This is a genomic window from Sandarakinorhabdus sp., assembly GCF_040398665.1.
Classification (GTDB): Bacteria; Pseudomonadota; Alphaproteobacteria; order Sphingomonadales; family Sphingomonadaceae; genus Sandarakinorhabdus.
Genome location: NZ_JBBATQ010000012.1, coordinates 23553 through 47695, shown reverse-complemented (window position 1 = coordinate 47695; position 24143 = coordinate 23553). Strand labels below are relative to the sequence as shown.

The 24143-nt window shown below is 65.6% G+C and carries 31 protein-coding genes; 16 read left to right on the top strand and 15 right to left on the bottom strand.

Annotation, left to right across the window (positions count from 1 at the left end; genetic code table 11):
- Window positions 1–58: 58 nt before the first annotated feature.
- Window positions 59–1078: a ketol-acid reductoisomerase gene (ilvC, locus tag ABWP22_RS13815; RefSeq protein ID WP_353200564.1), complete on the top strand. Its 1020-nt coding sequence runs from the start codon at window positions 59–61 to the stop codon at window positions 1076–1078.
- Window positions 1079–1185: 107 nt separating this feature from the next.
- On the opposite strand, the gene ABWP22_RS13810 is transcribed toward ilvC, so the two are convergent.
- Entirely contained in the window at window positions 1186–1647 is a 462-nt protein-coding gene (locus ABWP22_RS13810; protein WP_353200563.1) for a DUF2721 domain-containing protein, read from the bottom strand.
- Between the two features lie 222 nt (window positions 1648–1869).
- Between ABWP22_RS13810 and ABWP22_RS13805 the strand changes: the two genes are divergently transcribed.
- Both ABWP22_RS13805 and ABWP22_RS13800 read left to right on the top strand, forming a co-directional pair.
- Window positions 1870–3420: a 2-isopropylmalate synthase gene (locus ABWP22_RS13805; protein ID WP_353200562.1), complete on the top strand. Its 1551-nt coding sequence runs from the start codon at window positions 1870–1872 to the stop codon at window positions 3418–3420.
- A 9-nt stretch (window positions 3421–3429) separates the two neighbouring features.
- Entirely contained in the window at window positions 3430–3783 is a 354-nt protein-coding gene (locus ABWP22_RS13800) for a hypothetical protein (protein WP_353200561.1), read from the top strand.
- 16 nt (window positions 3784–3799) lie between these two features.
- Here the strand turns inward: ABWP22_RS13800 and ABWP22_RS13795 are convergent, their stop codons facing one another.
- Window positions 3800–4633 (bottom strand): CPBP family intramembrane glutamic endopeptidase, encoded by an 834-nt coding sequence (locus tag ABWP22_RS13795; protein WP_353200560.1) that lies wholly within the window; start codon window positions 4631–4633, stop codon window positions 3800–3802.
- 213 nt (window positions 4634–4846) lie between these two features.
- Here ABWP22_RS13795 and rpsF point away from each other — a divergent pair, with 213 nt between their 5' ends.
- From rpsF to ABWP22_RS13775, 4 genes are all read left to right on the top strand, one after another.
- Complete coding sequence (gene rpsF, locus ABWP22_RS13790; RefSeq protein ID WP_353200559.1) at window positions 4847–5305, top strand: 30S ribosomal protein S6; 459 nt, start codon at window positions 4847–4849, stop codon at window positions 5303–5305.
- Between the two features lie 13 nt (window positions 5306–5318).
- Complete coding sequence (gene rpsR, locus ABWP22_RS13785; protein ID WP_353200558.1) at window positions 5319–5543, top strand: 30S ribosomal protein S18; 225 nt, start codon at window positions 5319–5321, stop codon at window positions 5541–5543.
- Between the two features lie 12 nt (window positions 5544–5555).
- Window positions 5556–6140 (top strand): 50S ribosomal protein L9, encoded by a 585-nt coding sequence (rplI, locus tag ABWP22_RS13780; RefSeq protein WP_353200557.1) that lies wholly within the window; start codon window positions 5556–5558, stop codon window positions 6138–6140.
- Window positions 6141–6230: 90 nt separating this feature from the next.
- Window positions 6231–6515 carry a DUF3297 family protein gene (locus tag ABWP22_RS13775; protein WP_353200556.1) on the top strand — a complete coding sequence of 95 codons (285 nt, stop codon included), beginning with the start codon at window positions 6231–6233 and terminating at the stop codon, window positions 6513–6515.
- Here ABWP22_RS13775 and ABWP22_RS13770 read toward each other — a convergent pair.
- Window positions 6512–7642, bottom strand: a complete 1131-nt coding sequence (locus ABWP22_RS13770) for an endonuclease/exonuclease/phosphatase family protein (RefSeq protein ID WP_353200555.1) — start codon at window positions 7640–7642, stop codon at window positions 6512–6514. The two genes, ABWP22_RS13775 and ABWP22_RS13770, sit on opposite strands and share 4 nt — an antisense overlap.
- An 87-nt stretch (window positions 7643–7729) precedes the next feature.
- Here ABWP22_RS13770 and ABWP22_RS13765 point away from each other — a divergent pair, with 87 nt between their 5' ends.
- From ABWP22_RS13765 to ABWP22_RS13745, 5 genes are all read left to right on the top strand, one after another.
- Window positions 7730–9058, top strand: coding sequence for a replication-associated recombination protein A (locus tag ABWP22_RS13765; protein ID WP_353200554.1), 1329 nt, complete (start codon window positions 7730–7732; stop codon window positions 9056–9058).
- Complete coding sequence (locus ABWP22_RS13760) at window positions 9055–9387, top strand: MmcQ/YjbR family DNA-binding protein (protein ID WP_353200553.1); 333 nt, start codon at window positions 9055–9057, stop codon at window positions 9385–9387. Before ABWP22_RS13765 ends, ABWP22_RS13760 begins: the two co-directional genes overlap by 4 nt.
- Window positions 9388–9465: 78 nt before the next feature.
- The gene (locus tag ABWP22_RS13755) at window positions 9466–9684 is read left to right on the top strand and encodes a DUF433 domain-containing protein (protein WP_353200552.1); all 219 of its coding nucleotides are present in this window, start codon (window positions 9466–9468) and stop codon (window positions 9682–9684) included.
- A complete protein-coding gene (locus tag ABWP22_RS13750; RefSeq protein ID WP_353200551.1) occupies window positions 9681–10010 on the top strand; it encodes a DUF5615 family PIN-like protein in 330 nt (109 codons plus the stop codon). The genes ABWP22_RS13755 and ABWP22_RS13750 overlap by 4 nt, the downstream gene beginning before the upstream one ends.
- Window positions 10007–10822: a hypothetical protein gene (locus ABWP22_RS13745; protein WP_353200550.1), complete on the top strand. Its 816-nt coding sequence runs from the start codon at window positions 10007–10009 to the stop codon at window positions 10820–10822. The genes ABWP22_RS13750 and ABWP22_RS13745 overlap by 4 nt, the downstream gene beginning before the upstream one ends.
- Window positions 10823–10834: 12 nt before the next feature.
- Here ABWP22_RS13745 and ABWP22_RS13740 read toward each other — a convergent pair whose 3' ends face one another.
- On the bottom strand, window positions 10835–11389 hold the full coding sequence (locus ABWP22_RS13740; RefSeq protein ID WP_353200549.1) for a VOC family protein: 555 nt from the start codon (window positions 11387–11389) through the stop codon (window positions 10835–10837).
- An 86-nt stretch (window positions 11390–11475) separates the two neighbouring features.
- Between ABWP22_RS13740 and crcB the strand changes: the two genes are divergently transcribed.
- Entirely contained in the window at window positions 11476–11871 is a 396-nt protein-coding gene (crcB, locus tag ABWP22_RS13735) for a fluoride efflux transporter CrcB (RefSeq protein ID WP_353200619.1), read from the top strand.
- Window positions 11872–11884: 13 nt separating this feature from the next.
- Window positions 11885–12970, top strand: a complete 1086-nt coding sequence (locus ABWP22_RS13730; RefSeq protein WP_353200548.1) for an RluA family pseudouridine synthase — start codon at window positions 11885–11887, stop codon at window positions 12968–12970.
- A gap of 92 nt (window positions 12971–13062) precedes the next feature.
- Here ABWP22_RS13730 and ABWP22_RS13725 read toward each other — a convergent pair whose 3' ends face one another.
- The 3 genes from ABWP22_RS13725 to ABWP22_RS13715 form a co-directional block, all read right to left on the bottom strand.
- The gene (locus ABWP22_RS13725; protein ID WP_353200547.1) at window positions 13063–13665 is read right to left on the bottom strand and encodes a hypothetical protein; all 603 of its coding nucleotides are present in this window, start codon (window positions 13663–13665) and stop codon (window positions 13063–13065) included.
- An 89-nt stretch (window positions 13666–13754) separates the two neighbouring features.
- A complete protein-coding gene (locus ABWP22_RS13720) occupies window positions 13755–14786 on the bottom strand; it encodes a hypothetical protein (protein ID WP_353200546.1) in 1032 nt (343 codons plus the stop codon).
- Complete coding sequence (locus ABWP22_RS13715) at window positions 14783–15370, bottom strand: sigma-70 family RNA polymerase sigma factor (RefSeq protein WP_353200545.1); 588 nt, start codon at window positions 15368–15370, stop codon at window positions 14783–14785. Before ABWP22_RS13715 ends, ABWP22_RS13720 begins: the two co-directional genes overlap by 4 nt.
- Before the next feature lie 204 nt (window positions 15371–15574).
- Here ABWP22_RS13715 and ABWP22_RS13710 point away from each other — a divergent pair, with 204 nt between their 5' ends.
- Complete coding sequence (locus ABWP22_RS13710) at window positions 15575–16432, top strand: autotransporter outer membrane beta-barrel domain-containing protein (RefSeq protein ID WP_353200544.1); 858 nt, start codon at window positions 15575–15577, stop codon at window positions 16430–16432.
- A gap of 8 nt (window positions 16433–16440) precedes the next feature.
- Here the strand turns inward: ABWP22_RS13710 and ABWP22_RS13705 are convergent, their stop codons facing one another.
- The gene (locus tag ABWP22_RS13705) at window positions 16441–17382 is read right to left on the bottom strand and encodes a LysR family transcriptional regulator (protein ID WP_353200543.1); all 942 of its coding nucleotides are present in this window, start codon (window positions 17380–17382) and stop codon (window positions 16441–16443) included.
- A gap of 115 nt (window positions 17383–17497) precedes the next feature.
- On the opposite strand from ABWP22_RS13705, the gene ABWP22_RS13700 reads away from it, so the two are divergent.
- Window positions 17498–17812 carry a hypothetical protein gene (locus ABWP22_RS13700; protein ID WP_353200542.1) on the top strand — a complete coding sequence of 105 codons (315 nt, stop codon included), beginning with the start codon at window positions 17498–17500 and terminating at the stop codon, window positions 17810–17812.
- 273 nt (window positions 17813–18085) lie between these two features.
- Here the strand turns inward: ABWP22_RS13700 and ABWP22_RS13695 are convergent, their stop codons facing one another.
- From ABWP22_RS13695 to ABWP22_RS13665, 7 genes are all read right to left on the bottom strand, one after another.
- The gene (locus ABWP22_RS13695) at window positions 18086–18547 is read right to left on the bottom strand and encodes a response regulator (protein ID WP_353200541.1); all 462 of its coding nucleotides are present in this window, start codon (window positions 18545–18547) and stop codon (window positions 18086–18088) included.
- Between the two features lie 113 nt (window positions 18548–18660).
- On the bottom strand, window positions 18661–19176 hold the full coding sequence (locus ABWP22_RS13690) for a hypothetical protein (RefSeq protein WP_353200540.1): 516 nt from the start codon (window positions 19174–19176) through the stop codon (window positions 18661–18663).
- Window positions 19177–19720: 544 nt separating this feature from the next.
- Window positions 19721–22051, bottom strand: a complete 2331-nt coding sequence (gene pnp, locus ABWP22_RS13685) for a polyribonucleotide nucleotidyltransferase (protein ID WP_353200539.1) — start codon at window positions 22049–22051, stop codon at window positions 19721–19723.
- A 150-nt stretch (window positions 22052–22201) separates the two neighbouring features.
- Entirely contained in the window at window positions 22202–22471 is a 270-nt protein-coding gene (gene rpsO / locus ABWP22_RS13680; RefSeq protein ID WP_353200538.1) for a 30S ribosomal protein S15, read from the bottom strand.
- 12 nt (window positions 22472–22483) lie between these two features.
- Window positions 22484–23374: a tRNA pseudouridine(55) synthase TruB gene (gene truB, locus ABWP22_RS13675; RefSeq protein WP_353200537.1), complete on the bottom strand. Its 891-nt coding sequence runs from the start codon at window positions 23372–23374 to the stop codon at window positions 22484–22486.
- On the bottom strand, window positions 23374–23796 hold the full coding sequence (locus ABWP22_RS13670) for a type II toxin-antitoxin system VapC family toxin (RefSeq protein ID WP_353200536.1): 423 nt from the start codon (window positions 23794–23796) through the stop codon (window positions 23374–23376). The genes truB and ABWP22_RS13670 overlap by 1 nt, the downstream gene beginning before the upstream one ends.
- Entirely contained in the window at window positions 23793–24089 is a 297-nt protein-coding gene (locus ABWP22_RS13665; protein WP_353200535.1) for a hypothetical protein, read from the bottom strand. Before ABWP22_RS13665 ends, ABWP22_RS13670 begins: the two co-directional genes overlap by 4 nt.
- Window positions 24090–24143: the final 54 nt, after the last annotated feature.

Below are 24143 nucleotides of genomic sequence, written 5' to 3'. Positions count from 1 at the left end.
GACCCACCCCCAGCCCCTCCCGCAAGCGGGAGGGGAGCCAAGAAGGAAGTGAACGATCATGCGCGTTTATTATGATGCCGATGCCGATGTCGGCCTGATCAAGGCCAAGAAGGTCGCCATTGTCGGCTATGGCAGCCAGGGCCATGCCCATGCGCAGAATCTGCGGGACTCAGGTGTTGTTGACGTTGCCATCGCGCTGCGCGCCGGTTCGGCGACCGCGAAGAAGGCCGAAGGTGCTGGCTTCAAGGTGTTGAGCAACGCCGAAGCCGCGGCTTGGGCCGATGTGGTGATGGTGCTGGCCCCCGATGAGCATCAGGCCGCCATCTATGCCGACGATCTGGCCGCCAACATGAAGCCCGGCGCCGCGCTGGCCTTTGCCCATGGCCTCAACGTGCATTTCGGCCTGATCGAGCCGCGCGCTGATATCGACGTGTTCATGATCGCGCCCAAGGGCCCCGGCCACACCGTGCGCGGCGAATATCAGAAGGGCGGCGGCGTGCCCTGCCTGATCGCCATCCATCAGGATACCAGCGGCAATGCGCATGATATCGCGCTGTCCTATGCCTCTGCCGTTGGCGGTGGCCGTTCCGGCGTGATCGAAACCAGCTTCCGCGAAGAGTGCGAAACCGATCTGTTCGGTGAACAGGCTGTGCTGTGCGGCGGCCTCACCCACCTGATCCAGGCCGGTTTCGAAACCTTGGTCGAGGCCGGTTACGCGCCGGAAATGGCCTATTTCGAATGCCTGCACGAAGTGAAACTGATCGTCGATCTGATGTATGAAGGCGGCATCGCCAACATGCGCTATTCGATCAGCAACACCGCCGAATATGGCGACATCACCACTGGCCCCCGCATCATCACGCCCGAAACCAAGGCGGAAATGAAGCGCGTGCTCGCCGATATCCAGGGCGGGCGCTTCGTGAAGAACTTCATCCTCGACAACCGCGCCGGCCAGCCGGAACTGAAGGCGTCGCGCAAGGCCGCGGCGGCGCACCAGATCGAGGAGACGGGTGCCAAGCTGCGGGCGATGATGCCGTGGATCGCCAAGAACCAGTTGGTGGACAAGGCCCGCAATTGAGCGGCCTTCCTGCCCGATAGGGACCGAGCCATCCTGAACTTGCTTTGCGCTGCCAAACAAGTTCAGGATGACTTGTGCTTGTTGGTGAGATCGCTCGGTCGCGAACCTTACCGCCGCTCCTCCAGCATCTCCGCTGCGCGTACCCGCACGCTGCGCAACGCCAGTTGCACTTCCCACAGGAACAGCGACAGCCCGCCGGTGAGCAGCAGCGTGGCAGCCACGAACAGCCAGGCGATCACCTGCTGCAACCGCCCGCCCAGCAATTGTTCCAGGAACAGCAGCGCCACCACGATGCACACCAGCAGCGCCGCCAGGGTGCACAGCGCGATGGCCCAGTTGGCCGCCGACATGCGCTTGGCCAGCACGGCCAGATCACCCATGGCGAGGCGGCGGCGCTCGGCCGGGTAACCGGCGATCTGGCTTTCGAGGTGCCGCGCGCGATCAACGACCCGGGACAGCCGGTGCACCATCACGTTCAGCATCCCGCCGATCGCGGTGAGCAGAAACACCGGGGCCAGCGCCTGTTGCACCGCCGAGCTGATGTCGATGCTGGTGAAGATATCGGCCATGTTCACAACAAGCCGGCAAAATCGGCGCGAGGCAAGCGGGCATCTTGCGCTGTGGCTGCACTTGGGGTTATGCACACGCCATGGCTTTTGTGTCTGCCCGCGCCCTTCTGCGACTTATCCGCCCTCGGGCGTGATCGGGCTGTTGGGCTGTGTCCCTCGGCCTTGCGCCTTGAGGGGATGAACCGCCCAGGAAATTCCGCATAGATCGACAAGGCCATACCCATGAGCATCATTGCCCCGAACCATATCCGCATCTTCGACACCACCTTGCGTGACGGCGAACAATCGCCCGGCTGCTCGATGAATCTGGAAGAGAAATTGAAGGTCGCCGCCCAGCTCGAAGCGCTGGGCGTTGACGTCATCGAGGCGGGCTTTGCCATTGCCTCCGAAGGCGATTTCGAAGCCGTGCAGGCGGTGGCGCGCCTGTGCGATACCGCGATCGTCGCCAGCCTGGCCCGCGCCGCGCCGGCCGATATCGAGCGGGCATGGGCGGCGTTGAAAGACGCACGCAACCCGCGCATCCACACCTTCATCGCCACCTCGCCGCTGCACATGCGGGTGAAATTGAACAAATCACCCGACGAGGTGATCGAGGCGATCCGCATGTCGGTGAGCCTGGCGCGCAACCTGTGCGGCGATGTCGAATGGTCGGCCGAAGACGCGACCCGTTCCGATCCGGATTTCCTGTGCCGGGCCGTCGAAACCGCGATCAAACATGGCGCGACCACGATCAACCTGCCCGATACGGTGGGCTATGCCACGCCGGAAACCTATGGCGCGATGTTCCGCGATTGTCTCACCCGCGTGCCCAACGCCGATCAGGCGATTTTTTCCACCCATTGCCACAATGATCTGGGGCTGGCGGTGGCCAACACCCTTTCTGCGATCATGGCCGGGGCACGCCAGTGCGAGGCCACGGTCAACGGCATCGGCGAGCGCGCCGGCAATGCCGCGGTGGAGGAAATCACCATGGCGCTCAAAGTGCGCCAGGATGTGATGCCCTACCAGACGCGCATCGTCTCCACCGAAATCACCCGCGCCAGCCGGCTGGTCAGCGGCATCACCGGCATGGCGGTGCAGGCCAACAAGGCCGTGGTCGGCGCCAACGCCTTTGCCCACGAAAGCGGCATCCACCAGGATGGCATGCTGAAGGACAGCTCAACCTACGAGATCATGACGCCGGATTCGGTGGGGCAGGGCGCCACGTCGCTGGTGCTCGGCAAGCATAGCGGCCGGGCGGCGTTCCGGTCGAAGCTGGCCGAAATGGGCTATGACCTGTCCGACAATGAATTCGGCGATGCCTTCAAGCGCTTCAAGGATCTGGCCGACGCCAAGAAGCAGGTGTTCGACGAGGATATCGTTGCGCTGGTCGACGATGAGGTGCTGCGCGGGCATGACCGCATTCAGGTGCTGGAAGTGGAAGTCTATTGCGGTTCGAACGGCCCGCAGCGCGCGGTGCTGACCCTGTCGGTGGACGGCGTGGAGGCCACGGCGGCCACGCGCGGCAACGGCCCGGTGGATGCGCTGTTCAACGCCATCCGCAAGTTGGTGCCGCATGAGGATGCCGCGCTGAACCTCTATCAGGTGCACGCGGTGACCGCCGGCACCGATGCCCAGGCCGAAGTGAGCGTGGTGCTCGCCGAACATGGCCGCACCGTGCGCGGCACCGGCGCCCACACCGACACGCTGGTGGCATCGGCGCGGGCGTATGTGAATGCGCTCAACAAGCTGACGGTCAAGCGCGGCCGGCAAGCCATGACGGCGGCGGGGTGAAGCGGCCCCATGCGTAGGCTCGTCATCGTCTACAACGCCAACGCCGGCCTTGCGGCAGGGGTGATGGACAGCGTGCACAAGATCGTGTCGCCATCCACCTACCCCTGCCAGCTTTGCGCCGTCACCTATGGCCTCACCTCGATGCGGCGCGACTGGCGGGTGTTTCTCGATGGGTTGGGCATAGATCTGGTGTTTCACCACCGGCCGGATTTTCGGCAGGCGTTTCCAGCGGCGGCGGATTGGCCGTTGCCGCTGATGGCGTTGGAGGAAGACGGTGTGCTGCGTGAGCTGGTGAGTGCGACGGATCTTGGCGGCATCGCCGATCTGCCGGGCCTGATCGCCGTCGTGCGTGAACGGCTGTAACAGGCCGGCATGTCCGCTATGGCCGGGCCGCCGTTCGCGCCAGGCAGGCCAGCATCGCCACAGCCAATATTGTCCGCAGCGCCAGTTCCAGCGGCGCCAATGTGGCCCAGACCTGAGGGTCTGCGTTCGGCCACAGCGGTCGCACGATCTGGTCGGAGGCGTTGCCAGCCCAATGATAGGCCATCGCCACCGGCACACTGCCGCGACAGGCTGACAAGAGGCCGATGAGAAGCGCGGATGAACTGACCATGCCCAGCCAATAGATTGCCCAATCGGACGCCGTTGCCAGGGGCGGCGTCGTCCCCGGCGTGAACGACAGTGGCACGTGCCAGAAGCACCAGATCGTGCCGATCAGCAACGCCGTCTGCCAGGGCCGCACGCGCCCCAGCAACCTGGGCTGCAGATAGCCGCGCCAGCCCAGTTCCTCGCACAGCGGGCCGCCCAGGATCAGCAGCAGCGAAGCCGGCGGCACCACTGCCCCCCATCCCGGCCAGACCGGCGCCCCTGACGGCCCACCCGCCAGGAAGACCAGCACCAACAACAGCATTGGCAGGGCGATGGGCAACAAGGTCGCGATCCACACCCAAAGCGGCGCCCGCCACCGCCGCCACCGATCCATCAGGTGCAGCAGGCCGGCCCGGCCGCCGGCCAGGGCGCTGAGCGTCAGCGCCGCCAGCACCGGGGCACCGGCACCCAGATAGATCAGCAATATGCTGCCGGGATGTTCAAAAAGGGCATCGATCGGCTCCCGCCCACGCCAGTGCAGCAGTCCGCCCCACGCCAGCAGGGTGAGCGCGTAGCAGCACGACACATAGGCCAGGATCGGCCGCCGGGTGAGAAGGCGCTGCATGTCAGTGATCGCTTGCAATCGTGATTGTCAGCATTGCATTGCGCGCCCCCGACCCCGCGACCCTTGTTCCACAGGGGAGAATCGCTTGCAATCTTTGGTGTCATGCCACATACGCGCCGCTTCACCGGGCCGGGCCTGTCCTCGCGCGGTGAAGAAGCAAGCCGGAGGGGCGTTCGCATGGGGCGGCGTCAACGATCGGCACAGGAGAGATGCATGCCGTTTTACGAGCATGTCTTCCTCGCGCGACAGGACCTGACCACAGCTCAGGTTGAAGCGCTGACGGAAGGCTTTACGAAGGTTTTGACCGATAACAAGGGCAGTGTCGCCGGAACCGAATATTGGGGCCTGCGCACCCTGGCCTATCGCATCGCCAAGAACCGCAAGGCGCATTACGTGATGCTGACCATTGATGCGCCGCCGGCCGCCGTGGCCGAAATGGAGCGCCAGGTTGGGCTCAACGAAGATGTCGTGCGGTCGATGACCATCCGCATCGATGCGCTGCCCACCGAGCCGTCGGCGATGACCCGCCGTGGCGGTGAGCGCGAAGGTGGTCGCGAAGACCGTCCGCGCGGCGACCGTGATGGCCCCAGAGGCGGTGATCGAGGCGATCGTGGCGACCGTGGTGATCGGGGCGGCGAACGCCCGCGCCGCGAACCGCGCGCAGCGTATTAAGGGGAGAATGTAGATGGGACGTCCGTTCTTCCGTCGCCGCAAGTCGTGCCCGTTCGCGGGTCCGAATGCGCCTGCCATCGATTACAAGGATGTGCGCTTGCTGCAGGGCTTTGTCTCTGAACGTGGCAAGATCGTGCCGGCCCGCATCACCGCGGTGTCGGGCAAGAAGCAGCGCGAGCTGGCCAAGGCCATCAAGCGCGCCCGCCATCTGGGCCTGCTGCCCTATCTCGTGAAGTAAGGAGCAGCCGACATGCATGTGATCCTGCTCGAACGCGTTGAAAAGCTGGGAACCATTGGCGATGTCGTCAATGTGAAGCCGGGCTTTGCACGCAATTTCCTGTTGCCGCGCGGCAAGGCGTTGCGCGCCACCGAAGCCAACAAGAAGCGGTTTGAAAACGACCGCGCCCGCATCGAGGCCGACAACGCCAAGCGGCGTGACATTGCCCGGTCCGAATCCAAGGACATCGAAGGCGCCAGCGTGGTGATGATCCGCGCAGCGTCGGCCACGGGCCAGCTTTACGGTTCGGTCGCAGCCCGCGATCTGGCCGAAGCGCTGACCGCTGGCGGCCACAAGCTGACCAAGGCGCAGATCGTGCTCGACAAGCCGATCAAGAACCTGGGCGTGCACGACGTGAAGGTCGCGCTGCACCCGGAAGTGGTGATCATGGTCAAGGTCAACATCGCCCGCTCGGCCGAAGAAGCCGAATTGCAGGCGGCCGGGGTGGACATCAATGCCACCGCCGAGCGTGAGGAAGCCGGCTTCACCGAAGCCTATGATCCGAACGCCGAACCGGGCACCATTGCGCTGGATGACGACGAGCCGGCCGAAGGCTGAGCCGTTTCACCGGAAACATGAGGGGCCGCTGGCAGATGCCGGCGGCCCCTTTTTCTTGCCCACGCCGCCGTGCCCGCTTAAGAGCGCGCCATGACTGATCAGCCAGAACCCCCGGAAACCCCGGAAACCGCAAGCATGCCCACCGATACGCCGCCGGATCGCCTGTCGGTCAATCCGCGCAGCGAATATCATGATTGGGATCTGCTGCGCCGCGGCGTGGGCATCCGCTTCAACGGTGCCGAACGGACCAACGTGGAGGAATATTGCGTCTCCGAAGGCTGGATCCGCGTTGCCGCCGGCAAGAGCCTCGACCGCAAGGGCAACCCGCTGACCCTGAAGCTGACCGGCACGGTCGAGGCCTGGTACAAGAGCTAGATCGCCACATCCACCCACAGCGCCGCGTGATCGGACGCGGCTTCGACCTGGCGGGTCAGGGTGGGATAGATCGGCCAGGGCGGTGCGCCCTTGTTGGGGCGCATGCCGGTTCGGATCACGCCCGAAGCCGTTGCCGCGGCCGCCATTGCCGGTGACAGCAGGATATAATCGATCTTGGTGCCCGCCCGGCAATTGCCGTGGGTGCCGGGGAAGCCGCCGTCATCGTGCACGGGCAGGGTGAAGCTATCCACCAGATCGGTGCCGGCCAGCAGCGGCGCCAGTGGCGCCGAATCGGGCGTGTCGTTGAAATCGCCCATGATGGCGATGTGATCGATGCCGGCGGCGCGATGCGCCTGATAGAGCGCCGCGACGCGGGCCGCCTCGTCGCGGCGCTTGGCCTGGGATTTGGCATCATTGCCGCCGAACTTCGATTTGAAATGCACCACCATCACCAACAGCCTGGCACCGCCGGGCGTGGTGATATGATATTCCGGGCAATCCCGGCTGAACAGCGGGCTGCCATTGGTGCGGCGATCATCGACGCGGCTGCGCATCAGGCCAATCGGGTGCGCTGGCCCGGTCATCAGCCCGACATCGATGCCGCGATCATCATTGCCGTCGATCAGCATGACGTGGCGATAGGCGGTGCCGCCCACCACCGGGCTGCCCAGGATATCGGCATTGAAATCACCCAGTGACGGACGATGTTCGGCCTCCACCACACCCAGCACATCGGCGGAAAGGTCGCGGATCACCCGCGCGGTGTTGAGCATGGCCTCGTGGTTGACCGGCGCGCGATTCAATTCCAGCGAGCCAACCCAATCGGCCCGGCCATTCGCCACGATTTCTGGCGGCGCGCTCTTGGGGCGCTTCAGCAGATTGCCCTTGCTCTGGCGCAGCAGCACATTGGCGTTGCTGTCGGACCGCAGCAGGCCCAGCGTGGTGAATTCGGCGATGATCTGCGCCTTGGTGGCCGCGCTGTAGACCGGTTCGGCGAGCAGGGCCTGGGCGCGGCCGAAGGCATCGAGCACGGCCTGGTTGTTGGTATCGAAGGCGCGGGCGCGATCGAACAGATTTTCGACATTGAACACGGCAAGGCGCATGATGATGCTCTCCAACTCAATCACGACCCTGGGCAGGAATGTGCGCCCGCTTGATGACAGCGGCAAGACAGGTGGCTTGCATGCCCACGCGATTTGCGGCTTGGCTGTCGCATGGCTGATCTGTTCGGCAGCACCGAAACCACCACCGCGGGCACGGCCCCGCTGGCGGAACAGTTGCGCCCGGCCCAGCTCGGCGATGTGGTCGGCCAGCCGCATCTCACCGGCCCGGACGGCGCCATCACGCGCATGGTGGCGGGTGGCAGCCTGTCCAGCCTGATCCTGTGGGGCCCGCCGGGCACGGGAAAAACGACGATTGCGCGCCTGCTGGCCGACGCGGTGGGCATGCGCTTTGTGTCGATTTCGGCGGTGTTTGCCGGGGTGGCGGATCTGAAGAAATTGTTCGCCGAGGCAAGACAGGCATCCTTGGCGGCGGCCACCCGCACCTTGCTGTTCGTGGATGAAATCCACCGCTTCAATCGCGCCCAGCAGGATGGTTTTCTGGGGCCGATGGAGGATGGTACCATCACGCTGGTCGGCGCGACGACGGAAAATCCCAGCTTTGAATTGAACGCCGCCATCCTGTCCCGCGCCCGCGTGTTGATCGTGCGGCGGCTGGATGAAGCGGCCTTGGCCAATCTGCTGCTGCGCGCCGAAGCCCATGCCGGCCGTGCGCTGCCGGTGACGGACGATGCCCGTGCCGCGCTGATTGCGTCTGCCGATGGCGACGGCCGGTTTCTGCTGGGCCAGGCCGAAAGCCTGTTCGGTCTGGGGGACGTCGCTCCCATGGATGCCGCCGAACTGGCAGCGTTCCTGCATCGGCGCATGCCCGTGTATGACAAGGATCGTGAAGGCCATTACGGGCTGATCTCCGCCCTGCACAAAAGCTTGCGCGGTTCCGATCCCGATGCCGCGCTTTACTGGCTGGCGCGCATGCTGGTGGCCGGGGAAGAACCGCTCTATCTGCTGCGCCGGCTGGTGCGCTTTGCCAGCGAGGATGTGGGCCTTGCCGATTCAAACGCGCTGCGCGTGTGCTTGGATGCCAAGGATGCCTTTGATTTCCTCGGCTCCCCCGAAGGCGAACTGGCGATCGTCCACGCCTGCCTCTATCTGGCGACCGCGCCCAAATCCAACGCCGCCTATGTCGCCCAAAACGCCGCGATGAAACTGGCCGCCGCCACCGGCTCGCTCACCCCGCCGGCGCATATCCTGAATGCGCCGACGCGGCTGATGAAGGAACTGGGGTACGGCAAGGGCTATGCCTATGATCACGATGCGCCCGATGGGTTTTCCGGGCAGGATTATTGGCCCGAAGCCATGGCCGGGCAGATCCTGTACGCGCCGTCCCCGCGCGGCACCGAAGCGCGCATCGCCGAGCGTCTGGCAGAATGGGCCAGACGACGTGAAGAGCTGCGGCGGGCGGCGCTGAGGGACGGCGGATGACCTGGGACGCAATTGTCGAACTGGCGCTGGCGTTGCCGGGCGCCACGCGCGGCACCAGCTATGGCCGCGATGCGGTGCTGGTGCGCGGCAAGATGTTCGTGGTCATCGGGCGCGATCCGGATCATTTCGTGCTGCCGGCAGGCCTCGACGCGGTCGAGATGCTGATGGCGACCGATCCCGACTGTTTCTACCAGACCCCGCATTATGCCGGCTGGCCCGCCGTGCTGGTGCGGCTGGCAGCGGCCGATCCGGATCGCAACGCCCTGCTGGTGGAGCGGGCCTGGGCCGGCCGCGCCTCGGCCCCGCAGCGCAAGGCGCGCGGCGTGTGAGCTGCCTTGTTCGCGTGGCAGGCCCGGGTCCGGCTTGGCGCTTTGCCGTGCAACCGCTATGATCAGGTCATGGTCGCCATGAGCCGCATTGAATCACGGATGGACGTGCTGGGCGGCAAACCCTGTGTCGCCGGCACGCGCATGCCAGTGCGCGATGTGCTTGCGTATCTGGCGGCTGGCGACAGTGTCGATGACCTTGTGGCAGCGTTCCCCTATCTGAAGCGCGAAGACATAATGGCGTGCCTCGCCTATGCAGCCGCATTGACAGATCAGCCGCTGGTGATCGCGGCTGAATGAGATTTTTGATTGATGCGCAGCTGTCGCCGGCCTTGGCAGTGCAATTGCGCGCACTTGGCCACGATGCAGTCCACGTGACGGATATTCTGCCCGCCAACGCCCCCGATACTGCGCTGCTTTCACATGCTGCGGCCGATGCAATGGCCATTGTCAGCAAGGATGCGGACTTCGTGCAATTGGCCGCACAAGCCCGGCAACCGGTGCAACTGGTGTGGGTGCGAATGGGAAATTGTTCAACCGCAACACTGGTCGAACGGTTCATGGGCAATCTTGATCAGATCGTGCAGGCGCTTGCGGACTGCAATCAGGTTGTGGAGCTTCGGTGAGGTTCACCCGCTTTGTCGGCATCGACTGGTCGGGCGCGAAAGGCGCACGGCATCCCTCTATCCAGATTGCCGTCTGCGCGGCCGGTGATGCACCGCCGCAGCTCGTGGTGCCCGCCGGTGGCGTCTGGTCGCGCCGTGCGGCGCTGGATTGGCTGGGCGGGCTGGCCGGCGATGTACTGGTGGGCATGGATGCCGGCTTCGGCTTTGCCGCAGTCCCGCCGTTTGACCAGCCGGCGCGCAGCCTGTGGGCCGAGGTGGAGGCGGTGTGCGCCGATGAGGTTGATCTGGGGGCGCATGGTTTCATCGCGCACCGCCGCGATTCGTTCTGGCTTGGCGCCGCCGATGGCCCCCGCGCAGACCGCGCGCATCTGCGGCTGACCGAGCAGGTCTACAAGGCCAGCGGGCTGGGCGTGCCGACATCCAACTTCGTGCTGCTCGGCGCGTCGCAGGTCGGCAAGGCGACGCTGACGGCGATGCGCGTGCTGCATCGGCTCGATTGGTCGGTGTGGCCATTCGATCCGTTGCCCGCGGCCGGCCCGGTCATCCTGGAAATCTATGCGCAGGCCTTCGCGCGGCAGGCCGGGTTTCGCGGCAAATTGCGCGATGTGGACAGCCTCAATCTGGCGCTCGCCCGCCACGGCAGCCGGCCCATGCCGGGCGGCTTCTCCGCCATATTTCCTGATCATGTCGGCGATGCCATCGTCACGGCCGCCGGCCTGCGCGCCATCGCGCATCAGCCACACTGGTGGCACCCGCAGGCGATGACGCCGCAGATTGCAGTGGTGGAGGGGTGGACGTTCGGGGTGGTTTAGGAGCCGGCGGGCTCAATGCATCGCCGGCGGGAAGGTCGGCGGGCCTTCGGGTGGGGCCAGAAGCTCGGCCTCCGACGCGCCAGCTTCAAAGCGGGCGAGCAACAACTCGGGATCGAAGGCAACGCCGATCGGGTTGGCGGCAAACTGTGGCCCGGCGATAAAGACGGCGGCTTCACCGGGGGCGAGGGCTTCGACCTGGAACTCGGTCTGGTTGCCATCGGGATCAGCATAATAAAGCGACAGGGTCAGGCCATGGTGCACGGGCCAGACGGGGTGGATGCCTTGGCGCTTCAGATCGCGATAGCGGGTGAGCAAGGCGGCGGCGCTGGGGAGTGTCCAGGCGATGTGGTTGACGCCGATGTCGCCGCGGATGCCGGGCCCGCCGGGCGCGATGATGTCGAGATTGAGGAAGGCGAAGCGGTGATGTTCATCATCGAACGTCATGAAGGTCATTGCCGGATTGGCGTGAACGGGGCGGGCGCCAAAGACCTTGGCATACCAATCGATCATTGCCGGCATCTGGCGCGTTTGCGCGACGAAATGGGCGATTTGTGGTTGGCTGGTCATGGCTGTTTCACCCCGCGTGTTTGGCGGCAATTGTGGTGCGCTGCGGCATGATTGGCAAGGTTGGTGCATTGGCCTATGGGGTGGCGATGAACGGCGTCGCCACCTTTTCCCAAATGTTGCTGGTGGCATTGGGCGGCGCGCTGGGTTCGGTGCTGCGCTATGGTGTGGGCCGCTGGGTGATCGGCTTGACTGGCCCCGGCTTCCCCTCCGGCACGCTCGCCGTGAATATATTGGGCGGCTTGCTGATGGGCCTGCTCGCTGGCTGGCTGGCGCGCATGGATGACGGGGTGGAGGGTTTGCGCCTGCTGCTCGGCGTCGGCGTGCTTGGCGGCTTCACCACCTTTTCGGCGTTCAGCCTGGAAGTCTACAACATGATCATTCGCGCCGAAATCGCGCTTGCGGCGGCCTATGCCATCTCCAGCACTGCGGGCAGTGTGCTCGCCGTGCTGGCCGGCGTGTGGCTGATGCGAAGCCCCGCCTGATGAAAGTTTCCTGATGCCCAGTGCCATCATTGCCGAGGATGACGACGGCATCCGCCTCGATCGCTGGTTCCAGCGCCATCATGCCGAAGTGACGTTCAACATCGTGTCGCGCTGGTCGAAAACCGGTGCGGTGCGGCTGGATGGCGTCAAGGCCGGGCCGGGGGACCGCATCAGCGCCGGGCAAGCGCTGGTGTGGCCCGATGTGCTGCCCGAACCGGCAACACCCCGCCCGGTGGAGAAGGTCCGCCCGCCGCTGCACCCCGATCAGATCGCGTATATGCGTTCGATGGTGATCCACATGGATGCCCACGCCATCGTCATCAACAAGCCGCCGGGCCTGGCCACGCAGGGCGGCACCGGTATTTCCACCAGTGTCGATGCCATGCTCGATGCGCTGCAATTTGATGCCGCGGCCCGCCCGCGCCTGGTGCACCGGCTCGACAAGGATACGTCGGGCGCGTTGCTGCTCGCCCGCACCGCGCGCGCGGCGGCGTTTTTCAGCAAGGAATTTGCCGGGCGCGAGGCGAAGAAGACCTATTGGGCGCTGACGTTGGGTGTGCCCGAAATCCGCTCCGGCACCATCGATGCCGCGATCTCCAAACAGCCCGGCAGCGGCGGCGAGAAGATGCATGTCGATCCCGAAACCGGGCTGAAGGCGAAGACGCGGTACCGGGTGGTCGACAAGGCCGCGGCGCGCGCCGCCTGGGTGGAGTTCCAGCCGCTGACGGGCCGCACCCACCAGATCCGCGTGCATGCCGCCGCGATCAGCCATCCGTTGATTGGCGACGGCAAATATGGCGGCAAGGAATCCTATCTGACCGGCGGGATCAGCCGCAAACTGCACCTGCACAGCCGGCGGCTGGTGATCGCCATGCCCGATGGTGGCACGCTCGACATCAAGGCCGACATGCCCAGCCACATGGCCGAAAGCTTTGCCATGCTGGGCTTCGATCTGGCGCTCGGTGACTATGAGGAACCGCCGCCCCCGCCGCCGCCGAAGAAACTGCCGCGTCGGCTGTCGAGCGCCACCAGCGGCAATCGTCGCGGTGAACGGCGTTCCCGTGGAACAGTGGCAGAAGCGCCGCCGCGGCGGAAATAGAGGCTGCAACGAATGATGGCCGGGTGCTGGGGGAGCGCCCGGCCATCTTCACGGCGGAGATCAGGGCGGGCCCCGCCGGCGTTCCGGCGCGATCAGCCCTGCGGCGCGCGGCGCGGACCGCCCGGACGAAGGGCGCCGGGGCGGCCGGCGCGGCTGAGCAGGCGCTGCGGGCCGGTGGTCGTGACGTTGCGGGTCACCTGGCCGTTCGCCGCGCGGGTCGCTTGCACGTTCCGGCTGGCCACGGTGGCACCAGCGGCATCGGTGAGGGCGCGATTGGCGGTGATGCTGCCATCGATGCGCACGACACTGCCGTTCAGGTTCAAAATGCTGCCGTCGCGGCGCGTGATGGTGCCGGTTTCGGTGGCGCCGGTGTCGGTGCGGGTGCGGGTGTAGCTGCTGCTGCTGGTCTGGCCGTCGAAACCGGTGCGGGAGGAACTGGCGGTGATGCCGTCCTCGGTGCGCGTGCGGGTCTGGCTGGCGGTGGCGGTGGCGCCATCGCTCTTGCGGGTCAATTCGGTGGCGCGCGTGAGGGTGCCGGCATTGCGCGTGGTGGTAACGGTGCCCGAAACGCGTTCATTGTCGATCGTGCGGGTGCCGGTGGCGGGGGCAGAAGGCGGTGCGGTTTGCGCCAGGCCAGCGCTGGAAACGCACAGCAGGGCGGTGGCCGCAGTGGCGGCAAGCATCTGGATACGCATGACAATCTCCCTTGGGTTGGTCGACGGGATGCGTCTTGCATCCACAACTGCCTCAACGCTGGACCGCGCCGACTCCTTCGCGGCCCAAATCAGTTGGGCGGGCGCCGAACGGCATCGCGCGCACCGCGGGCGCTGCGTGCGGCGCGCAATTGCTGCAAGGCGCGCAACCGCTGGGCCTGGGCGGCGGTCAGCGTGCCGGCGGCTCGCGCCGCCCGCAGTTCGGCGATGGCCGTGGCCCGTTCGGCTGCGGTGGCCGGCAATGCGGCCGCCAGCCGATCCGGCGCCGGATCGGGGATCGCGGCATCGGCTGGCATTCCGGTCGCCGCCCCGGTTGCCGCGTCGGCCAGCGGCGCCGCAGCGGCGCGTTGTTCGACGATGGCCGCCGCGCGCGCCGGCAGGCCCGGCCGGTCTGCCGGCGCGCCGCCGGCATCCGGGCGAACCGGCGCATCCGGCAGGGCCGCAGGTAGGGCAGATGGGCCGCCTGCGTTGGCGCGCGCCTCCAGCCGTTGCATCGCCGCTGCCGGCAAGGATCGGTCCGCGGCAACGCGCTGTGCCGGCGCGGCAGCGGCGATGCTGCTGGGCCTTGATCGCATGGGCATCGCCGGTGCGATTGGCGCAGTGGCGGGCCGATCTGCGGCGGGCGGCGGCAGCATGGGGGCCGGCAGCAAGGGCATGCTGCCCGGCGTTGGGGCCGGCAGGCGGGCCTCGATCCGCACCGGCGGTGATGGCAGCACGGCGGCCACCGAAGGCGACGACGTGGTCATCCGTGTGCTGGGCGGCGGATTGGGCCGTTCGGCCGGCGCAGCGCCTGCCACGGCCGCCACCCGCGCCAGCAACGGCTGCAGATAGGGTGCCAGGGCCGGCGATTGCGCGAGACCGGCGGCCACCGCAGTGCCGATCAGCAGGCTGACCCCGGTGCCGATACCGATCCGCAGCCCGCGCCGGTCGCGCGGCGGACGCAGCGCCGGCACCGGGGCCATGGCCGACGACGCCTCAGGCTCCAGCCGGGCCATGATGCGATCCACCAGATCCACCGGGGCCGCCGGGGTGTTGCCGGCCAGGCCGAGCAGCCGCGCCAGATCGGCATCGCCGATCGCCGGGGAGGCGGTGGACGGGGTCATGACACGTCTCCCGGCAGGTCACGCGGATCGATGCCGGCCTGCACCAGCACGGCCTTCAACGCCATCCGCGCCCGGATCAGCAACGATTCAAACGCCTTGGGCGAAATTTCCAGTGCTTGCGCGGCCATCGGCCCTGTCAATCCTTCCCAATAGGTCAGCACGATGGCAGCGCGTTGCCGATCGGGCAGCGCCGCCACGCAGCCCTGAATGCGCGTGGCCAGATCGGCGCCCGCCAGCGTGGCATCAGCCAACGGCGCCGGATCGATGCTGTCCGGCAGGTCGGCCATGGTTTGCGGCCGCTTGCGGCGGCTGCGATCGATGGCCAGGTTGGTCACGGTACGGTGCAGCCATGCTCCCACCCCGGCCTGCCCGGCCTGCCAGCGTGCCGCCTGGCGCCACAGCCGGGCAAAAGCCTCCTGCACCAGATCCTCGGCCTCGCCGGCATCGCCGGTCAGCCGCCACGCCAGCCGGAATCCGGCGGCGCCATGGCGTTCGAGCAGCCAGCGCAGGGCCATCGCCTCACCGCGGGCGACGGCGGCCATCAGGCTGTCATCATCCTGACCGGGATCGGCCAGTCGTTGCATCAACACCGCGCGCTCACCTGGTTGCTCAAGCGCTCAACGACAACGGACGGGATTTCCCTTCGCGATCGGCGCGATTTTCTTTGCCGGCCGCGAAGGAGTGCCCGCCAATTGCCCGTTGTACCCAGAACAATTGGCGCGGCGCGGGGATCAGGCATGATGACACCAAGAATTTCACGGGCTGTGATGGGTGCATTGGCAACAGCAATGTTTGTGGGGTTGGCGGAGCCTGCCGCCGCGCAAGACGCTGCCCCCGGCCAGACCGTTGAGGATGCCCGGCCATGGACCCTGTCGGTTTCGGGCGGGATCACCGCAGTGCAGGCCCAGGCCGATCAGCCGTTCGTGGCCCTGGGTCTCACCCGCAATTTCGGTGACAATTGGGTCAAGGCCGACGTGACCTATGTCGGCAGCGGCAATGCGCGCGGCCTGACCATCCCGGCCAACAACTGGATTGTCGGGCTGGCCGCCGGCACCTATGCCGACAATCTCGGGCTGGAAGCGCATGTCTCGCTCGGCCGGCGCCAGTTCGATGCCAGCAGCTTTCGCACCGCGGCCGGGGCGGCGATTGCGGTGGACCGGTCGGGCAGTCTGTTCGGCATCGGCGCCTCGCTCAGCTATGATGTGGCGCTCACCGATCGACTGTTCCTGACCCCCTTTGCCGGCGTGGATTACAACCGCATCGATTTTGCCGTCGCGCTCACCGGCCCGACCGGGCGGCCGCTCAGCAGCCAGCGTCAGGACAGCGATGGCGTCACCGGCTCGGCAGGGGCGGCGCTGACCCATGTGTTTGCTGCTGATGCCGGCAGCATCGGCCTGTCAGGCACGATCAACACCGCCAGCAATATCGCGGCGGTGGGCCAGGTCGGCTTTGGCCAGCGCACCACCGCCGGTACGCCGCGCTTCGTCGATGCGCCGCGTCAGTCGGGCACCTGGGGGGAACTGGCCGCCACCGTTTCGTTCAACGCCAGTGCGGCCGTGGCCATTGATCTCAGCGTCATCCGGACGTTCAGCTTCCCGTTTGGCGAGACCACGGCCGGCATCGGTGGGCTGCGCTTCCGCTTTTGAGGCGCGGATTATTGATGCAACTGCGGCAGCCGGCCATCGGCCATGGCGGCCTTCAGGAAATCGATGAAGGCGCGCAGCTTGGGCAGCACCTGGGCATGGCCGGGATAATGCAGGAACAGGCCGGGGCTGGTCGGCGCCAGATGATCGAGCACGGTTTCCAGCCGGCCATCGGCGATCTGCTGTTCGACCAGCGGCCCGCTGATCTGCGCCAGGCCCAGCCCGCGTTCCACCAGTGCGCCCACCGTGCTGTAATCATTGACGATGATGCGGCCCTTCACATTGACCTCGACGCTGCGGTTGCCATCACTGAACCGCCACGGGAACAGGCCGCCACTGCCGCTGAGGCGTTGGCGGATGCAATTGTGGCTTTTCAGATCGGCGAGCGTCTGCGGCCGGCCATGAGATTCGAAATAGTCCGGCGTCGCGACGACCACATATCGGAACGGCGTGGAGAGTCGCACGCTGATCATGTCTGCCTCCAGCAGTTCGCCGATGCGGATGCCGGCATCATGGCCGCTGGCCGCCAGATCGATGATGGCGTCTTCGGCGATGATCTCCACATCGATATCGGGATAGGCGGCGCAGAAATCGGCCAGGATCGGCTCGATCACCAGTCGCACCACGGCGCGTGGCATGTTGAGCCGCAGCAGGCCCGACGGGCGGGCGCCCAGCGTGCGGGCATCGGCCCAGGCGGCATTCAGGCTGGCCCAGGCGGGCACGGCCTGGGCGTGAAAGCGCAGGCCCGCCTCGGTCAGGCCCACCGATCGTGTGGTGCGGATGAACAGCGGCACGCCGATCCGGTCTTCCATCTGGCGGATCGTCTGGCTGATGGCGGATGGCGACACGCCCAGATCCTCGGCGGCGGCGCGGAACGATCGATGCTCGGCGACGCGCAGGAAGGCGTCCAGGCCGTCCAGGAGGTTGCGAGGAATTATATAGTCCTGCTTCACGGGGCGACCATTATTATGTGGATTATCTTGTATCTGAGTGTGACTTAAAACTTGCTCATCGGCAAGCCCCCCGGCAACGCCCGCCGTCAGCCGATCGCAAGAAGGACCCCGGACCATGATCACCAGCTTCAACCTCGACCGCATCACCCTCGTTGGCCTGGCCATGGCCGGCCTGCTGCCCTTCCTCGCCTTGAGCCCCGCCCCTGCCCATGCTGCGTCCCGCGCGGTGCCGGTTGACTGCGCTGCGGATGCCGCTGCCGTGCGCGGCCAAGCCGAATCGGCCGATCCCAAGGCCGCCGCCCGCGCGCTGAAGGCCGTGCGCATTGCCGAGAAGATCTGCGCAGAAGGCGGCAGCTTCGAAGCTGGCAAGAAATTCGCCCAGGCGCGCGCCCAACTCGACGCCGGCGTGCAGTTGGCCGCCCGCCGCTGAGCGCCGACCGGCAAGCCGAAAGGGCCGCGCTTCCGGGTGGAAGCGCGGCCCTTTTCTGCACGGGGTCATTCGACCCGATCGGCGTTACGGCCCGATCGCGGGCGAATTGCGGTTATCATGAGGGTGAAGCCACTGGCCCGGCCGGTGGCGACCGGACCAGTGGCGAACCATGCCGTTGTCTGTTGCACATGTGGACAGCGCCGGGGGGCGTGTCGCGTGCACGGCACGATTCTCGCGGCGGCTCCCCTATTCAGCCGCCGCTTACTCGGCAGGTCATGGGGCGCCTGCGTTATCCTGTACACCGGTACTGACAAGGGAGCGCAAATTATTGTAAAGACTGTGGAAGTCGCCTTCCTTGCTCAACAGATGCTCAAAGCCGTTGACCTTGCAATACGACGACGCCCACATGTTGTTCCGTACGGAGTTGGGAGTGGTCGCGATGATCCGGGAATGCTTGTCCCTGAATTTGATGCGTCGTGCCAGCTCGATGCCCGTCATGGCAGGCACCTCGATGTCGATCAGCGTCAGATCAAAGTTGCTCTGGCGTACCCGCAACCAGGCGTCGTTGCAGTTGGAAAAGCTGACGACGACGTGTCCCTCCTCGCTCAACTTCCTGGCAAGGCGAGTGCGAAAACTGGCATCCGCATCGACCAGCAGGATTTGAAGCGGCTTGGCATTCTCGGCCCGAGCGGCTTTGGCTGCGTCGAGGGCCGCTTCCATTCTCTCGTCATGCATTGTTCATGCTCCATGCTTCCCACCGGCCCGCCTTGGGCACAGACTGCCCGCTGCGCTTCACGAGCAGGAAACGTCCCGGCACCACCGGGGCATGGCGCCGATCAGTTCGAGGTTCATGATGATGCGCCCTGGTCGGCCATCAGCGCGCCGGGTGTGGTCACCGTCCCGGGCAGACTGCGCAACAGTGCAAGCACAGTGAGATTGTCGAAGTTTATGACCAGGCCTTGTTCGGTCGAACCCACCGTGCCCATCGAAATCAACTTTTCCAGCCGACGCCGCATCGTCTGGCGCGGGGTTCCCGTCGCGCGTGCGACTGCGCTTTGCGATGCCGGAACCAATCGGATCGACGCAAGCACAGCGCCCTTGCAGCCCGTCGTGCGGTGCCAGCGTTGCAGATTTGCCGTAGCGATCGTGGCCAGCGTCAGCAGTTCGTCGGGGTTCAACTGGGTGGCCCGTTGCAATTCCTGAAACAACACGGCAGTGCTGTTCAGCACTGTATAGACATCGCTCTGAATTTCGTCAGGTGCGCCCGCCGGGCGCCGGGGCGCGTGCGCATCCCCGCGAGCCGATATTGCAGCCTCGAAGCCACGCGCGAGGCTGGGCGCTGGAACCTGGTTTTCCACGGACATCTACCCTTCCTGCATACAAACGCTACAGACTCGAAAAGGTTAATCGAATTAAAGCAAAAGTAATTCTATCGATAGTCGTTCCGTCATTGCCATTGTGCCAATTAGTATCTTCTTTAGTTGAAACGAATTAGGCAGTGCCAACGTAGTCGCATATATCGGTAAGATATTCGGTTTATACCTACTACTGCGAAATCTGACATTGGGCGAGAGGGGTTTATGCTCATAATGAGCACGAGTGCCCCGCGTATACGTATGGAGATCTCGACATATCCAAAAGGATATAGACTGCTATACGTTCAAAAAAATGCCCGTTCTGGGGCCGCCCCATGCAGCCTGTGGCCTCACCGGCCGCCGTTTTCCGGGCGTGGATCGTGCTGGGCAATCGCGCGTGTTGATCCGGCACCGCCGTCGAAACGCAAACCGTCAGGGCGCGCACCTGTTGATTCGGCAGCCGCTTCATTGCGGAAGGGCACCGCAAAAACGAAAAAGGCCGCGCTTCCGGGTGGAAGCGCGGCCCTTTATCTTGCCCTGATGGCCGATAGCGTCAGTCGTTGCCGCCGGTCAGGAAGTTGGGCAGGCCGCCGGGCTCGCCCTCGCTCGCTTCGGCTTCACGCGGGCGGCGTTCGCCGCCGCCATCACGGCGGGGGCCGCGATCGTCACGGCGAGGGCCGCGATCGCGGTCACCGTCACGACGCGGGCCGCGATCGCCGTCACGGCGAGGCCCGCGATCACCGCGGGGGCCGCGATCATCGCCGCCTTCACGCGGCGGGCGGGTATCCGGCAGTTCCTCGCCGGTTTCCTGATCGACCAGGCGCATCGAAAGCTTGACCTTGCCGCGATCGTCGATGCCGAGCACCTTGACCTTGACCTGCTGGCCTTCGGTCAGCACGTCCTTGACGTTGGCCACACGCTCGTTCTTGATTTCCGAGATGTGCACGAGGCCATCCTTGGCGCCCATGAAGTTCACGAACGCGCCGAAATCGGCCATGTTCACGACCTTGCCGGTGTAGATCTTGCCCACCTCGGCTTCCATGGTGATGCCTTCGATCCACTTGCGCGCGGCGGCAATCTGGGCCGGATCGCTGCTGCTGATCTTCACCGTGCCATCGTCTTCGATGTCGACCTTGGCGCCGGTGGTGGCGACGATCTCGCGGATCACCTTGCCGCCGGTGCCGATGATGTCGCGGATCTTGTCCTTGGGCACCTGCATCGATTCGATGCGCGGCGCGTGCGCGGACAGGCCTTCGCGGGTGCTGTCCAGCGCCTTGGCCATTTCGCCCAGGATATGCTCACGGCCGGCCTTCGCCTGATCAAGCGCGACGCGCATGATCTCTTCGGTGATGCCGGCGACCTTGATGTCCATCTGCAGCGAGGTGACGCCTTCGGTGGTGCCGGCGACCTTGAAGTCCATGTCGCCCAGATGATCTTCATCCCCCAGGATGTCGGACAGGACGGCAAAGTCCTTGCCTTCGAGGATCAGCCCCATGGCGATGCCGGCGCACGGGCGCTTCAGCGGCACGCCGGCGTCCATCAACGCCAGTGAGCCACCGCAGACGGTCGCCATCGAGGACGAACCGTTCGATTCGGTGATGTCGGCCAGCACGCGCACGGTGTAGGGGAATTCTTCCTTGGCCGGCAGCAACGGATGCAGCGCCCGCCAGGCGAGCTTGCCATGGCCGACTTCGCGGCGGCCCGGCGCGCCGAAGCGGCCGACCTCACCCACCGAATAGGGGGGGAAGTTGTAGTGCAGCATGAAGCGTTCATAGCGCAGACCATCGAGGCCATCGATCATCTGTTCGGCATCGGCCGTGCCCAGCGTCGTGGTGACGATCGCCTGGGTTTCGCCGCGGGTGAACAGCGCCGAACCATGGGTGCGCGGCAGGAAGCCGACCATCGCTTCGATCGGGCGGACCGTCTTGGTGTCGCGGCCATCGATGCGGCGGCCTTCGGAGAGGATGGCGCCGCGCACGATGGCGGCTTCCAGCTTCTTGAACAGCTTGCCGGCCTTCATCTGCTCCTGCGGCGTACCGCCGGCAAACACCGCCTTGGCCTTGGCCTTGGCCTCGGCCAGCGCGTTCTGGCGATCGGACTTGCCGCGCAGGCGATAGGCGGCATCGATGTCGGCGCCGATGGCGTCCTTCAACGTGGCCAGCATCGCCTTGTCGTCGGTGATGCTCAGATCCCAGGGATCCTTGGCGGCCTTCTCAGCGAGGCGGATGATGGCATCGATCACCGGCTGGATGGAGCGGTGGGCGAACATCACGCCGTTCAGCATTTCGGCTTCCGAAAGCTCCTTGGCTTCGGATTCGACCATCATCACCGCGTCGGCAGTGCCGGCAACGACGAGATCGAGGCTGCCGTCCTTCACCTGGGTCTTGGTGGGGTTCAGGATATACTCGCCATCGATGTAACCGACGCGGGCACCCGCGATGGGGCCCATGAACGGCACGCCTGACAGGGTGAGCGCAGCCGAAGCCGCGATCAGCGCCAGGATATCGCCTTCGGCTTCGCCATCATAGCTCAGCACATGGGCAATCACGTTGATTTCGTTGTAGAAACCTTCCGGGAACAGCGGGCGCAGCGGGCGATCGATCAGGCGGCTGGTGAGCGTTTCATGCTCGGTGGCGCCGCGTTCGCGCTTGAAGAAGCCGCCGGGAATGCGGCCGGCTGCGGAATATTTTTCCTGATAGTGCACGGTCAGGGGGAAGAAATCCTGCCCCTCCTTCACCGACTTGGCGGCGGTGACAGCGCACAGCACCACGGTTTCGCCCAGGGTGGCGACAACGGCGGCATCAGCCTGGCGGGCAATGCGGCCGGTTTCCAGGGTCAGCTTGCGGCCGCCCCACATCAGTTCTTCTTTGTGAATGGTGAACATGGTCTTCTTCTTTTCCGGGCGACAGGCCCGATTGCCAGCCGCCAACAGCGTGTGTGCCGCCCCTTGTGGCGGCGCCGGCCCGGACACGCGAATTCGTGAAGGGCCGGATAAACGAACGGCCCCCGGTTGGGGGCCGTTCCGGTTGTGGGCTTACTTGCGCAGGCCCAGTTTGGTGATCAGCGCGGTATAGCGCGCGGCGTCTTTTTTCTTCAGATAATCCAGCAGCGAGCGGCGCGTGTTGACCAGCACCAGCAGGCCGCGCCGGCTGTGATTGTCCTTGCCGTGGGTCTTGAAATGTTCGGTCAGGTTGACAATGCGTTCCGTCAGGATGGCGACCTGAACTTCCGGCGAACCGGTGTCGGTGGCGCTGCGGGCATTGCTGCTGATGATTTCGGCTTTCTTTTCGGCGGATACCGACATCGTGTTACTCCTTCAATCGAGGTTGAACCCGCGCAGCACCCGCACCTCGCCCTGATGGGCCTCGACCAATGCAACGGGAACAGAACCGTTGCAGGCGAGATGAGTGCCGTTGCTGGCTGGGTGCCCGACAAGCCTGCGCCCCTGATGGAGTGCCGCCGCTTCGTCTGGCGTGATATGCAGAGCCGGGATGTCGTCCAGCCCTGCCATCAATGGCAAGAGTGCCTGTTCTGGCGTCGGCCCCTGCACCAGTGCGGTCAGTTTGTCCAGCGATATCGCCTGACCAAGGCTGAACGGCCCGGACTTTGTGCGGCGCAGCATCGTGACGTGGCCGACCGTGCCGAGCGCGTAGGCGATATCGCGCGCCAGGCTGCGGATATAGGTGCCCTTGGAGACATGGCTGCTGAACGTCGCGCTTTCCGGCGTGGAGGCGGTGAGCGTGAGCGCGTGGATGGTGAGCTGGCGGGCGGCCAGCGTGACCTCGGCCCCGGCGCGGGCGAGGGCATAGGCGCGCTTTCCATCGACCTTCAGTGCGGAATATTGCGGCGGAATCTGCGAGATCGGCCCGGTGAAGCGCGGCAGCACGGCGGCAATGGCGGCGGCATCGGGGCGCACGTCGCTGCTGGCGGTGATGGCGCCTTCGGCGTCCAATGTGCTGGTCTCGCTGCCGAACTGCACGGTGAAGTCATAGGCCTTGGCGGCATCGAGCATGCGCCCGGCCAATTTGGTGGCTTCGCCCAGCGCGATCGGCAGCACGCCGGTGGCCAGCGGATCGAGCGTGCCGCCATGGCCGATGCGCGGGATCGGCAGGCCGGCGGTGCGGAAAATGCGCTTCACCGCGGCGACCCCCTGCGCACTGGTCAGGCCGAGCGGCTTGTCGAGAATGATCCAGCCGTTGAGGGACATCAGCAGGCCAGCGCCTGGACATGGCCGGCTTCGGCATAGGCGAGGATGCTGCGGTCACTTGTGAGCAACAACAGATCGTCGGCGCGGGCCTGGGCGACCAGCAGCCGGTCGGCCGGGTCACGGTGGAAGGGTTCCGGAAGGTTCGCGGCTGCCAGGGCCGACTGCCACGATAGATCAAGGGCGTCGGCGCGGAAATTCGTGAGGAAGCGTTGCACCCAGCCGCGCGCATCGCCGCCAAACAATATCCGTGTGTTGCCGGTTCGCGTGGCCAGCGTGCCAATTTCCCAGGCCGACACCGACGAGACCAACAGACGACCGGCGGCGCTGCGCACCGCTTCGCGGCAGGCTGCCGAAACCGCCATACCCTCGCTCAGCCGCAGGATGACATTGGTATCGAGCAACAGATAGCCCGAGCGGTTCACTCGAAGCTCGCAGCCGACGCTTCGACAAGCGCAGCCATTTGCGCGCCGAGTTCGGCCAGGTCGGCTTCAAGGGTGGCGAAATCGGTGACGGTTAGGCCGGTGCTGCCCTTCATGCAGCCGAACGGGTCCATCACAGCGGCTCCGGCCTGCTCACCTTCAAAGCTGAGCGTGACATAGGCCTTGCCGCGCTTGGTGATGTTCACCCGATCAAGGCGGTGCGTCGCGCCAGCGGCCATCAGGTCCAGGCATTGTGCCTTGAACTGGCTGGCTGACAAGGTGAGTTCGCGGGGCATGGGAGTCGTCCTGCGGCTGAAATGACCATTTCAATATGACCATTTCAGCCCGAT

Excerpts from the sequence above, each read along its gene's own strand:
- ABWP22_RS13775 (WP_353200556.1), top strand. The coding sequence starts at position 6,231 with ATGACTGATCAGCCAGAACCCCCGGAAACCCCGGAAACCGCAAGCATG.
- ABWP22_RS13760 (WP_353200553.1), top strand. The coding sequence starts at position 9,055 with ATGACCTGGGACGCAATTGTCGAACTGGCGCTGGCGTTGCCGGGCGCC.
- pnp (WP_353200539.1), bottom strand. The coding sequence starts at position 22,051 with ATGTTCACCATTCACAAAGAAGAACTGATGTGGGGCGGCCGCAAGCTG.
- ABWP22_RS13740 (WP_353200549.1), bottom strand. The coding sequence starts at position 11,389 with ATGACCAGCCAACCACAAATCGCCCATTTCGTCGCGCAAACGCGCCAG.
- ABWP22_RS13750 (WP_353200551.1), top strand. The coding sequence starts at position 9,681 with ATGAGATTTTTGATTGATGCGCAGCTGTCGCCGGCCTTGGCAGTGCAA.
- ABWP22_RS13730 (WP_353200548.1), top strand. The coding sequence starts at position 11,885 with ATGCCCAGTGCCATCATTGCCGAGGATGACGACGGCATCCGCCTCGAT.
- crcB (WP_353200619.1), top strand. The coding sequence starts at position 11,476 with ATGAACGGCGTCGCCACCTTTTCCCAAATGTTGCTGGTGGCATTGGGC.
- rpsO (WP_353200538.1), bottom strand. The coding sequence starts at position 22,471 with ATGTCGGTATCCGCCGAAAAGAAAGCCGAAATCATCAGCAGCAATGCC.
- ABWP22_RS13695 (WP_353200541.1), bottom strand. The coding sequence starts at position 18,547 with ATGCATGACGAGAGAATGGAAGCGGCCCTCGACGCAGCCAAAGCCGCT.
- ABWP22_RS13700 (WP_353200542.1), top strand. The coding sequence starts at position 17,498 with ATGATCACCAGCTTCAACCTCGACCGCATCACCCTCGTTGGCCTGGCC.
- ABWP22_RS13725 (WP_353200547.1), bottom strand. The coding sequence starts at position 13,665 with ATGCGTATCCAGATGCTTGCCGCCACTGCGGCCACCGCCCTGCTGTGC.
- ABWP22_RS13765 (WP_353200554.1), top strand. The coding sequence starts at position 7,730 with ATGGCTGATCTGTTCGGCAGCACCGAAACCACCACCGCGGGCACGGCC.
- ABWP22_RS13795 (WP_353200560.1), bottom strand. The coding sequence starts at position 4,633 with ATGCAGCGCCTTCTCACCCGGCGGCCGATCCTGGCCTATGTGTCGTGC.
- ABWP22_RS13720 (WP_353200546.1), bottom strand. The coding sequence starts at position 14,786 with ATGACCCCGTCCACCGCCTCCCCGGCGATCGGCGATGCCGATCTGGCG.
- ABWP22_RS13690 (WP_353200540.1), bottom strand. The coding sequence starts at position 19,176 with ATGTCCGTGGAAAACCAGGTTCCAGCGCCCAGCCTCGCGCGTGGCTTC.
- ABWP22_RS13715 (WP_353200545.1), bottom strand. The coding sequence starts at position 15,370 with ATGCAACGACTGGCCGATCCCGGTCAGGATGATGACAGCCTGATGGCC.
- ABWP22_RS13665 (WP_353200535.1), bottom strand. The coding sequence starts at position 24,089 with ATGCCCCGCGAACTCACCTTGTCAGCCAGCCAGTTCAAGGCACAATGC.
- ABWP22_RS13810 (WP_353200563.1), bottom strand. The coding sequence starts at position 1,647 with ATGGCCGATATCTTCACCAGCATCGACATCAGCTCGGCGGTGCAACAG.
- ABWP22_RS13805 (WP_353200562.1), top strand. The coding sequence starts at position 1,870 with ATGAGCATCATTGCCCCGAACCATATCCGCATCTTCGACACCACCTTG.
- ABWP22_RS13800 (WP_353200561.1), top strand. The coding sequence starts at position 3,430 with ATGCGTAGGCTCGTCATCGTCTACAACGCCAACGCCGGCCTTGCGGCA.
- ilvC (WP_353200564.1), top strand. The coding sequence starts at position 59 with ATGCGCGTTTATTATGATGCCGATGCCGATGTCGGCCTGATCAAGGCC.
- rpsF (WP_353200559.1), top strand. The coding sequence starts at position 4,847 with ATGCCGTTTTACGAGCATGTCTTCCTCGCGCGACAGGACCTGACCACA.
- ABWP22_RS13755 (WP_353200552.1), top strand. The coding sequence starts at position 9,466 with ATGAGCCGCATTGAATCACGGATGGACGTGCTGGGCGGCAAACCCTGT.
- rplI (WP_353200557.1), top strand. The coding sequence starts at position 5,556 with ATGCATGTGATCCTGCTCGAACGCGTTGAAAAGCTGGGAACCATTGGC.
- rpsR (WP_353200558.1), top strand. The coding sequence starts at position 5,319 with ATGGGACGTCCGTTCTTCCGTCGCCGCAAGTCGTGCCCGTTCGCGGGT.
- ABWP22_RS13710 (WP_353200544.1), top strand. The coding sequence starts at position 15,575 with ATGTTTGTGGGGTTGGCGGAGCCTGCCGCCGCGCAAGACGCTGCCCCC.
- truB (WP_353200537.1), bottom strand. The coding sequence starts at position 23,374 with ATGTCCCTCAACGGCTGGATCATTCTCGACAAGCCGCTCGGCCTGACC.